This is a genomic window from Thermus tenuipuniceus (assembly GCF_002964845.1).
Lineage (GTDB): Bacteria > Deinococcota > Deinococci > Deinococcales > Thermaceae > Thermus > Thermus tenuipuniceus.
The window spans coordinates 1-10,064 of record NZ_PRDA01000073.1; the positions used below are offsets into that span (position 1 = coordinate 1).

General features: G+C 65.3%; 10 protein-coding genes. 5 read left to right on the forward strand and 5 right to left on the reverse strand.

Translation table 11 applies throughout. The features are described from left to right. Positions 1-300: 300 nt before the first annotated feature. Genes C2847_RS11810 through csaB form a run of 4 tightly spaced genes read left to right on the forward strand, consistent with a single transcriptional unit; the run spans position 301 to position 4,794 of the window. Positions 301-1,431 (forward strand): ABC transporter ATP-binding protein, encoded by a 1,131-nt coding sequence (locus tag C2847_RS11810; RefSeq protein WP_105318528.1) that lies wholly within the window; start codon positions 301-303, stop codon positions 1,429-1,431. 50 nt (positions 1,432-1,481) lie between these two features. Then, a complete protein-coding gene (gene udk / locus C2847_RS11815; protein ID WP_105318529.1) occupies positions 1,482-2,120 on the forward strand; it encodes a uridine kinase in 639 nt (212 codons plus the stop codon). Continuing rightward, on the forward strand, positions 2,117-3,817 hold the full coding sequence (locus C2847_RS11820; protein ID WP_105318530.1) for a DUF5693 family protein: 1,701 nt from the start codon (positions 2,117-2,119) through the stop codon (positions 3,815-3,817). Before udk ends, C2847_RS11820 begins: the two co-directional genes overlap by 4 nt. Continuing rightward, a complete protein-coding gene (csaB, locus tag C2847_RS11825) occupies positions 3,802-4,794 on the forward strand; it encodes a polysaccharide pyruvyl transferase CsaB (protein WP_105318531.1) in 993 nt (330 codons plus the stop codon). Before C2847_RS11820 ends, csaB begins: the two co-directional genes overlap by 16 nt. On the opposite strand, the gene C2847_RS11830 is transcribed toward csaB, so the two are convergent. From C2847_RS11830 to miaA, 4 genes are read right to left on the reverse strand one after another with little or no spacing between them, the layout of a single operon-like run. Further along, positions 4,769-5,878, reverse strand: a complete 1,110-nt coding sequence (locus C2847_RS11830) for a hypothetical protein (protein ID WP_105318532.1) — start codon at positions 5,876-5,878, stop codon at positions 4,769-4,771. The two genes, csaB and C2847_RS11830, sit on opposite strands and share 26 nt — an antisense overlap. 1 nt (position 5,879) lies before the next feature. After that, entirely contained in the window at positions 5,880-6,623 is a 744-nt protein-coding gene (locus C2847_RS11835) for a 3'-5' exonuclease (protein WP_105318533.1), read from the reverse strand. Continuing rightward, entirely contained in the window at positions 6,623-8,038 is a 1,416-nt protein-coding gene (gatA, locus tag C2847_RS11840; protein WP_105318534.1) for an Asp-tRNA(Asn)/Glu-tRNA(Gln) amidotransferase subunit GatA, read from the reverse strand. Before gatA ends, C2847_RS11835 begins: the two co-directional genes overlap by 1 nt. A 7-nt stretch (positions 8,039-8,045) precedes the next feature. Continuing rightward, complete coding sequence (miaA, locus tag C2847_RS11845) at positions 8,046-8,954, reverse strand: tRNA (adenosine(37)-N6)-dimethylallyltransferase MiaA (protein WP_105318535.1); 909 nt, start codon at positions 8,952-8,954, stop codon at positions 8,046-8,048. Positions 8,955-8,972: 18 nt separating this feature from the next. On the opposite strand from miaA, the gene C2847_RS11850 reads away from it, so the two are divergent. Then, positions 8,973-9,380, forward strand: a complete 408-nt coding sequence (locus C2847_RS11850; protein WP_105318536.1) for an Hsp20/alpha crystallin family protein — start codon at positions 8,973-8,975, stop codon at positions 9,378-9,380. Here C2847_RS11850 and C2847_RS11855 read toward each other — a convergent pair. After that, on the reverse strand, positions 9,374-9,952 hold the full coding sequence (locus C2847_RS11855) for a thymidine kinase (RefSeq protein WP_105318537.1): 579 nt from the start codon (positions 9,950-9,952) through the stop codon (positions 9,374-9,376). The two genes, C2847_RS11850 and C2847_RS11855, sit on opposite strands and share 7 nt — an antisense overlap. Between the last annotated feature and the right edge of the window lie 112 nt (positions 9,953-10,064).

Genomic DNA, 10,064 nt, shown 5'->3' on the forward strand with positions numbered 1-10,064 from the left:
GGGGTAAGATGTGCGTGTCCTCTGCACCCTTCAAGGATACAAGACTTTTACGACAGCCTCTAAGTACCCCGTTGGGGCTTGCGCCACGGCGGGGACCCCAAAAGGACTATGGGCAAGCCGCCTTCACCCCTGCCGATGGGGCAACCTTCGTGCATGGGCACTTAGTATCAGGACCAGAAAAGCCCTTCCGAAGCCCAAAGCCGGGGCGGTATATAATAATGCCCGTGAACCCCCGATGGGCCAAGGTCAGCCCGAAGGGCTACCTTGCAGGCTCAAAGCGCGGGGCCTAGGAGGTAAAGCATGGCCAAGGTTAGGCTGGAGCACGTTTGGAAGCGCTTCGGCAAGGTGGTGGCGGTCAAGGACTTCAACCTGGAAACCGAGGACGGGGAGTTCGTGGTCTTCGTGGGGCCTTCGGGCTGCGGCAAGACCACCACCTTGCGCATGATCGCCGGCCTCGAGGAGGTCTCCGAGGGCCGCATCTACATCGGCGACCGCCTGGTGAACGACGTGCCCCCCAAGGACCGGGACATCGCCATGGTCTTCCAGAACTACGCCCTTTACCCCCACATGAACGTCTACGAGAACATGGCCTTCGGCCTGCGCTTAAGGCGCTACCCCAAGGACGAAATAGACCGCCGGGTGAAGGAGGCCGCCCGTATCCTCAAGATCGAGCACCTCCTAACCCGCAAACCCCGGGAGCTTTCCGGCGGCCAGCGCCAACGGGTGGCCATGGGCCGGGCCATCGTGCGGGAGCCCAAGGTCTTCCTCATGGACGAGCCCCTTTCCAACCTGGACGCCAAGCTCCGGGTGGAGATGCGGGCGGAGATCGCCAAGCTGCAAAGGCGGCTTGGGGTTACCACCATCTACGTGACCCACGACCAGGTGGAAGCCATGACCCTGGGCCACCGCATCGTGGTCATGAAGGACGGGGAAATCCAGCAGGTGGACACCCCCCTAAACCTCTACGACTTTCCCGCCAACCGCTTCGTGGCGGGTTTCATCGGTAGCCCCTCCATGAACTTCATCCGGGCTGGGGTGGAGGTGCAGGGGGAAAGGGTATACCTGGTGGCCCCGGGCTTCCGGGTCCGGGCAAACCCCATCCTGGCCCAGGCCCTGAGGCCCTATGGGGGCAAGGAGGTTTGGATGGGCATCCGCCCCGAGCACCTGGGCCTGAAGGGCTACACGGTGATCCCTGAAGAGGAAAACGTCATCCGGGGCGAGGTGGAGGTGGCCGAGCCCCTGGGGGCGGAAACCGAGATCCACGTGAGCGTGGACGGCACGGTCCTGGTGGCCAAGGTGGACGGCCACGCTCCGGTGAAGCCCGGGGATAGGGTGGAGCTTCTGGCCGACACCTCCCGCCTTCATGCCTTTGACGTGGAAAGCGACCAGACCATCGGCCACGCCCAGGAACGGGAAGCGGTGGCCCGCTAGGAATAGGCCTTTGGGCGGGGGATGCCCTCCCCCGCCCTTATCATGGAAGGGTGAGCCGGCGGGATAAGCCCTTCATCATAGGCATCGCTGGGGGAAGCGCCAGCGGCAAAACCACCCTGGCCCGCTCCCTGGCCAAGGCCTTAGGGGAGCGGGTGGCCCTGCTCCCCATGGACCACCACTACCGGGATCTTTCCCACGTGGCCTTTCCGGAGCGCCTCCAAGCCAACTACGACCACCCGGAGGCCTTTGACCTTCCCCTCTATCTTGAGCATGTGCACGCCCTTCTTTCCGGGCAGGCGGTGGAAATGCCCCTTTACGACTTCCGGGCTTATACCCGAAGCCCGAAAACGGAAAGGGTCCTGCCCGCTCCCGTGGTGATCCTCGAGGGCATCCTGGTCCTCTACCCCGAGCCCCTCAGGGCCCTTATGGATCTCAAGGTCTTCGTGGATGCGGACGCCGACGAGCGTTTCATCCGTCGGTTGGAGCGGGACGTCCAGGAACGAGGGCGTAGCCTGGAAAGCGTGGTACGCCAGTACTTGGAAAAGGTGAAGCCCATGCACCTGGCCTTCGTGGAGCCCACCAAGCGGCATGCGGACGTGATCCTGCCCGGTGGCGGGCAGAACCCAGTGGCCTTGGAGATGCTCAAGGCCAAAGCCTTGGCCCGCCTGGCGGAGATGGGGGTGGCATGAAAAGGTTCCTCCACCTTCTCCTTCTTCTGGCCCTGGTGCCCTCCCTCTTGGCCCTTCAACCCCGCTTGCGTGCGGAGCGGCCAGGTCCCGTGATGCTCCTCCTGGATGCGGAGGCCCTGCGGGAGGAGGCTCAAAGCCAAGGGAAAAGCCTTTTAGAGGTGCTGGAATCCTACCGCCCCCTGGGGGTCAGAGGGGTGGCCTTCCCGGAACGGCTTGTGAAGGACTGGGTGGGGCAAGGGGAACTTCTTTACCGGAGCGGGAGGGAGCTTTTGGAAGCGGGGCTACCCGCCAAACCCAACTGGTACTACCTCCGGGGCAACCGGGGGCTTCTGGAGCTCTTACAGACAGCCTATGACCTTCCCCACGAATGGGTGGGTCCCTGGCTGGGCTTCCCCCTGGATGTCCAGGCCTTCCCCGCCTTTTATCCCCTGGAGGAGGTCCGGACTGCCAAGGAAGCCGGGTTTTTTGTGGCGGTGCGCCCCATCAACCAGCGTTACCGCCGCCTGGACCCTTCCCTGCCCATCGTTCCCAAGGAGGCGGACGCCGTGGTCTTCGCTGGCCTCGAGGCCCTGGGCTACCCCTACCGCCTAGAGGAAGCCCGAGGGCGGGTCCCGGTACCCGTGGCCCTCATTGAGGGCACACCTCAGCCTGGGCTTGCCGCCTACCGGGGAAAGGGCATCCTGAGGCTTTTTAGCCTGCGGTACGAGTGGCAGCTCACCCTGACCCCCGAGGAGGCCGCGGACAAGTATGTGCTGGCTGCCCGGGAACGGGGCCACCAGCTCCTCTACCTCCGGCCCTACCCCTACCGCCAGGACACGGAACGCTTCCTCAAGCGGATCCGGGAGGGCCTAGAGGCCAGCCACATTCCCCTGGGCCATCCCGTGGTCCGGGAGTTCACGCCAAGCCCCCTCCGCCTGGCCGCCTGGGTGGGGGTGGTGTCGGGGCTAGGGCTTCTGGCCCTGGGGCTACCCGTGTACGGGCCGGGGGTGGCCTTCCTCCTTCTTCTCCTGGCCCTGGGGTATGCGGGAAGCCAGGCGGGAGCCCTTCTAGCTGCCCTGGTCTTTCCCGTGCTGGGCTTCCTAGGCCCCAGGAATGGCCTCTGGATGTGGCTTCGCACCCTGGGCTACGCTCTGGCCGGAACGGTTTTCCTCTCGGCCCTGGGCTCCACCCCGGAGACCATCCTGGGGCTTCAAGCCTTCAAGGGCGTTTCCCTCACCCTCCTGGGGCCTCCCCTCCTGGTGGCCTTCAGCTTCCTGGACAGGAACTACAAGGAAACCCTGACCCGGCTTTTCCTGCACCCCCTGCGCCTGGGGGAGGTGGCCCTGGCAGGGGTGGCCCTCGCCCTTCTCCTGTTGGCCCTCCTGCGCCGGGGCAACGAGGCCCCCTTGGTCCCGGATCTAGAGCTGAAGCTCAGGAGCCTTCTCCAGGACCTCATGGTGCGCCCCCGCTTCAAGGAGGTCTTCGGCCACGCCCTCTTCCCCCTGGCCCTCCTTCTTCCCTGGCCGAAGTGGGTGCAAAACGGCCTCCTCTTCCTCGCCGCTCTCGGAGTGGCCTCCATCCTGAACACCTTCAGCCACTTCCACACCCCCCTTCCCATCTCATTCTTCCGGGTGGTGAACGGGGCGCTTTTGGGCGTTTCCCTCGGGCTTCTCGGGGTTATGCTGGTAAGGAGGCTAAGGGCATGGTGGTTGGGATAGCGGGGTACTACGGGTTTAAAAACGCCGGGGACGAGGCCATCCTCGAGGCCATCGCCCGGGAGCTAAAGGCCAGGGGACATCAGGTTCTAGCCCTTTCCGGGGATCCCAAGCAAACCGCAAAGGAACACGGAATCCGGGCCGCTCATCGCCTAAACCCCTTGGCCCTTCTCCAGGCGGACCTCTGGCTTCTGGGGGGCGGAGGGCTTTTGCAGGACGCTACCAGCTCCCTAAGCCTTCTCTACTACCTGTCCGTGCTCCGGGCCGCGCGCTTTTTCCGCAAGAAGGTGGTGGTCTTCAACCAGTCCCTTGGCCCCCTTAGCCCTTGGGGGGAAAGGCAGGTGAAGCGGGCCCTAAGGGGGGTACCCCTCATCCTTCGCGACCAGGATTCCTGGGAATACGCGAAGCGCCTGAGCCTGTCCCCCACCCTGGGTGCCGATCCCGCCCTCCTCCTTACCCCACCCCCTGTAAAACGGGAAGAGGACCTGGTCCTGGTGATTCCCCGAGCCGGGGTAAACCCTGAGGCCCTCAGAAACCTCTACATCACCGCCAACCACCTGGTGCACGAGGGAAGAAGGGTGTTGGTCCTTTTGCTCCAACCCGGCTACGACGACGAGGCAGGCAAGGTGTTCTACCTCCACCGAATCGAGGCCACCTCGGATCCCAGGCGGGTCCTTTACCTGGCCGCTCAGGCAGGGTATGTGATCTCCATGCGCCTGCATGGCCTCATCCTGGCGGCAGCCGCTGGTACCCCCTTCGCTGCCCTTTCCTACGACCCCAAGGTAGCCGCCTTCGCCAAGGAAACCGGGGCCTACTACCAGGAGTTTCCCGGCGACCCCATCAAGCTTTCCAAGGCCGCCATGTATGGCCGCTACCCCGACTGGGAAAAGGTGGCGGCCCTAAAGGAGAGGGCCCGGCAAAGCTTTGATCTGGCCTTGGGCAAGGCCAGCCCCGTCAAAAAACCCCACGGACACGGCTGAGCCGGCCCTTCAATCCCTCGGCGAAGGCCTGGAGATCGGAAAGCGCCTCCTCCACCCCCTGCCTGAGCAGGAACTCCCCGGGGGAAAGACGCTTGAGCAGGAGAAAGGGAGGCTGGGAGAGCACCTCCACCCCCTGGCGCACCACCTCGGGGATGAGGCCTTCCTCCAAGGCTTCCGCCTCCAAATCCGCCAGCAAAAACACCTCCCCCATGGACTTCCGGGAAAGCAAAAGGAGGAAGGCAGCAAAGGCCCCACGCTCGGAAAGCTCGGCCACCAACCGGTCCTCCAGGGATTCCACCGCCTCCAGGTCCACAAAACCTCCCCGAAGAAGGTCCTCCAGGTCCAAAGGCGAAAGGGGGAAGCGGGCCTTAAGGCGCACCAGGCGGCTCACCGCCTCCGGGGAAAGGTATCCCACTCCCTCCGGCACCCCTTCCTTCTGGGATTCCGGCGCCAGGATGGCCACGTACGCCCCTTGCTGGCGGTAGGACTTGAGCAGGCTGGGCTCCCCTTCCCCCGGACGCAGCAACACCAGGAGCACTTGGCGGCGCCCCAAGGGGGCTTTGTACACCCAGGGGGGGCCTCCTTCCAGGAGGAAGCCAAGCCGCCTCAAGTCCTCGGTAACCCCAGGGGGCTCCAAGGCCCTTTGCGGCTCGTTGGGGAAAAGCACCTCCTTGGGATAGGGTGTCACCCGCACCCGCCGCTTCTCCGGCTTGGGATCCCCCATCTCCTTGGGATCCTTCCCGGAAGCAGCCGGTCTCGCCTCCCGTCTTTCGGGCTGGGCAGGTTCCCTGGACTCCGCCTGCCCGAGCCGGGGGAGGCCCCTAGGGGTGGCCTTAAGCTCCACCTCCTCCCCGCGGAAGTGGAGGAGGATGGTCTCGTTCACGGCGAGGCGACGCTTTTGATAGTAAGGCAGAAGCCCCCGCACCACCCCCTGTTTCCAGTCCACCTCCACCTCGTACACCTCCCCATCCTCGTCCACGAAGCGCACCCGCTCCTTGCCGAGGAGATGCTGGCGGAGGGAGACGGTTAAGGTCATGGTTCCCGTTTGAATACAGGTGCTGGTCAGCACATAGCGCGCGGTCATATCACCTCCCGAGGTCCACCAAGGGACGGGGAATCCCTGAAGTGAGCATATAATACACCTCGTAGGCCACGGCAAGGGTGCGCTCCACATCCCCAAGGGCCCGATGGGCTTCCCTGGGAGGAAGCTCCAGGACCTGGGAAAGAGCGTCTAGGCCGTAGCGCCTGAGGCCAGGCATGGCCCTTTTGGCCAGGCGAAGGGTGTCCACCACCGGGTTCTCCAGGGAATAGCCCATGCCCTCCAGGGCAGGCCTCAGGAACCCCAGGTCAAAGCTGGCGTTTTGGATCACCAAGGTGGCCCCCCGCAAGAGGGGGTAGGCTTTCTCCAGAACCTCCTCGAGGGAAGGAGCCTTCTCCAGCTCCCAAGCGCGAATCCCCGTAAGCCTCTCGATAAAGGGGCTGGGAGGGCGGCTTGGGCGCACCAGGCTCTGAAAGCCCTTGCGCTCTCCTTGCTCCAGCCGCACCAGGCCCACTTCGATCACCTCGTTAAGGCCGGGGGAAAGCCCGGTGGTCTCCAGGTCCAAGACCACCACCGCCTCGCCGGGATAGGGGAAAGGGTAGTGCCACTCCCAAAGCTCCACCTCCTCCCCCAAGTGGAAACGCCCGTCCAAGAGGGGCCGCACCACGGGCTCCACCGGACCCCTTAGCCCCAGGGCTTCCCCCAGGGCGGGAAGGGGCAAGGGCTTGCCCTCGGCCCTAAGCCTTCGGGCCAGGCGGGTGGCCAAGCGGTGGCGAAAGAAAGCCTCCACTACAAAGCCTCGCCCAAGGGGGTACGAAGGAAAGCCCGGTCGGTAGCCTCCTCAAAAGCCAAGGCCGCCTGCAGGAGGAGTTCATCCCTCGCCCAGGGAGCGAAAAGCTGAAGGCCCACGGGAAGGCCATCCTCAAAGCCGGCGGGGAAGGATAGGGCGGGAAGGCCCGCCAGGTTCGCCCCCACGGTGTAGAGGTCCTCCCGGTACATGGCCAGGGGATCGGGCCTGCCTCCCAGGGGAAAGGCGGGATGGGGGGTGGTGGGGAGGAGGAGGAGGTCCACCTCCTGGAAAAGGGCTTGGGCCTCCGCCTTAAGCCGCCTGCGGAAGGCCTGGGCCCGGCCGTAGTAGGCCTCGTAGTACCCACTGGAGAGCACGAAGGTGCCCACCAGGATGCGGCGCTTCACCTCGAGGCCAAATCGGGCCCGGGTCTCCTCCAGCACCCGCCAAAGCTCCTCCCCTTCGGCCCGATAGCCGAAAAGGGTCCCGTCATAACGGGCCAGGTTGGAACTGGCCTCCGCAGGGGCCAGGATGTAGTAGGCGTTTAGGGCCAAGGACAGGGAAGGCCAGGACACCTCCTTCACCTGAAGGCCAAGCCCCCGGAAAACCTCCAAGGCCTGCCGCAAAGCCCCCTCCACCCCGGGGCTATTCCCGGAAAGGGCCTCCCGCACCACCCCAAGCCGCAAGGAGGGCAGGGGCTCCGCCAGGGTCTCCTGAAACCGGGGCTTAAGGTCCAGGCTGGTGGCGTCCAGGGGATCGGGACCAGAGATGGCGTCCATGAGCAGGGCGAGATCCCCCACCGAGCGGGCCATGGGGCCGATCTGGTCCAGGCTCGAGGCGTAGGCGATGAGGCCATAGCGGCTTACCCGGCCGTAGGTGGGCTTTAACCCGTAGACCCCGCAGAAGCTCGCGGGCTGGCGCACGCTACCCCCCGTGTCCGAGCCCAGGGCCAGGGGGGCCAGGTCCGCGGCCACCGCCGCCGCACTCCCCCCGCTGCTGCCTCCCGGCACCCGGGAGGGGTCAAAGGGGTTCTTGGTGGGGAAAAAGGCCGAGTGTTCCGTGGAGGAGCCCATGGCGAACTCGTCCAGGTTGGTCTTGCCCAGGACCAAGGCCCCCAGGGCCTTCAGCCGGGCCACCGCCGTGGACTCGTAGGGGGGCACGAAGTTCTCCAGAAGGCGGCTACCCGCGGTGGTGGCAAGCCCCTTGGTGACGATGTTGTCCTTCACCGCCACCACCAGGCCCGCCAGAGGCAAGGAGGGGTCCACCCTTTGGGCTTCCTCGAGGAGGGCCTCGTTCAAGCGGAGAAAAGCCCCCAGAGTTGGGTCCAAGGCGCGAACTCGTTCCAGGTAAGCCTGGGCGATCTCCAGGGGGGAAAGCTCCCCCCGCGCCACCTTGGCACGGATCTCGTGGGCCAACATGCCCCTACTATAGCCCGAAGCGAAGGTTAAGCCAGTCGCGAAAACCCAGGTAAGCCTCCTCCCCCCCCCTCGGCAAATAGGTGACGTCCCCGGGTTCGTGGCGGAACCAGGTGTACTGCCTTTTGGCGTAGGCCTTCACCGCCTGGATATCCCGGGCCAAGGCCTCCTCAAGGCCATACTCCCCCCTCAGGTACCCCACCACCTCCTTGTAGCCAATTGCCTGGAGGGCGGTGGGCATGATGGGGTACCGCTCCAAAAGGGCCTTTACCTCCTCCACCAAGCCCCGGGCGAACTGGCGCCTGGCCCTTTCCTCCAGCTTGGGAAAAAGCCAGGTGCGCTGAGGCCAGAGAACCAGTTTCCTGTAGGCGAACCGGGGTGGGCGAAGGGGAAAGCGGGCGGGGGGCGTTCCCGTGCGCCTTACCACCTCCAAGGCCCGCACCAGCCGCCTGGGGTTCCCATCCACCCGCAGGGCATCCTCCAGGCTGACCCGGGAAAGCTCAGCCACCAAGGCCTCAAGACCCCTTTCCTCGAGCTCCCGCCAAAGAGCCTCCTGGACCTCCGGATCAGGCGGGGGCAGGGTGGGAAGCCCCTGGGAAAGGGCCCGGATGTAGTACCCCGTCCCCCCGACCACCAAAGGCACCTTTCCCCGGGCCAGGATATCGGCGATGGCCGTTTCCGCTAGCTGCACCCAGCGCACCACGCTCAGGGCCTCGGAGGGCTCCAGGATGTCCACCAGGTGGTGGGGAACCCTTTGCCTTTCCTCCGGACTGGGCTTGTCCGTGCCGATGTCCAGGCCCCGATAGACCATGGTGGCGTCGGCGGAAACCACCTCGAGGGGAAGCTCCTCCCCAAGCCTCAAGGCCAGGAGGGTCTTCCCACTCCCCGTGGGACCCGCCAGGACCGGGATCGCCTTCACATCCCTTATGCTAAGGGCATGCTGGAGCGCCTAGACCGCCTGGAGACCCTGCGCAAGCTGAAAGAGCTACAGGAGCGCATCGCCGAGCTGGCCTACCAGCTCACGGGGGAGGAACCCGCCGCCTGGACCCCCAAGGTGGACCTCCTCGAGGACGAGGAGCACTATATCCTGCTGGTGGACCTACCCGGCGTGCGCCCTGAGGACCTGGAGCTTCTGGAGGAGGGAAGCCGCATCACCCTGGCCGGGATCCGCCACCCCTTGCCCGGGGTCTACCTCCTGGAAGAAAGACCCATGGGCACCTTCCGCCGCACCCTGGACCTGCCCGGCCCCATCGAGGAGGGCACCGCCCAGGCAAGCCTGCGCCAGGGGGTACTGGAGGTACGGTTCAAGAAGCGCAAAGGAGCTCCCCTGCCCCTCTCTCAGTAACGAACCTGGTGGCAGGCCCGGCAACGGGGCTCGTAGTGCTCCTTGGCTCCCACCAGGATCACGGGGTCCGTGTAGCGGGCGGGATTTCCGTTCACCAGGCGCTGCGTGCGGGTGGCAGGAGCCCCGCACTGGGCGCAGATGGCTGTAAGCTTCTCCACGAACTCCGCCCGGGCCAAAAGCTCCGGCATGAGGCCGAAGGGCTCACCCCGGAAGTCCAGATCCAGCCCCGCCAGGATTACCCGCACTCCCTGGCGGGCCAGATTCTCCGCCAGGGAGAGAAGGCCGGCATCCAGAAACTGGACCTCGTCCACCGCCACCACCTGGGGCAAGGGGGATAGGTACGCCTCGATTTCCCTGGCCTCGCCCACGGGAATGGCCTCCACCCGCTGGCCGTCGTGGCTCACCACCTGGCTTTCGTGGTAGCGGGTGTCCAGCCGAGGCTTGAACACCAAAACCCGCTGCCGGGCGATGAGGGCCCGTTTGACCCTGCGGATGAGTTCCTCGCTCTTGCCGGAGAACATGGGCCCGGCTATAACCTCGATCCAACCTTGGGGGTGCAATACCGGAGGCATCCTGCCCCGGATTTTACCCGGGCCCATGGCATCCTTCCCTTAGGGCAACCTCAAAACTTGCACCTCCCGAATACCCTGCATAAACACCCCCTTCCCCCCGCAGGCGGGGGCC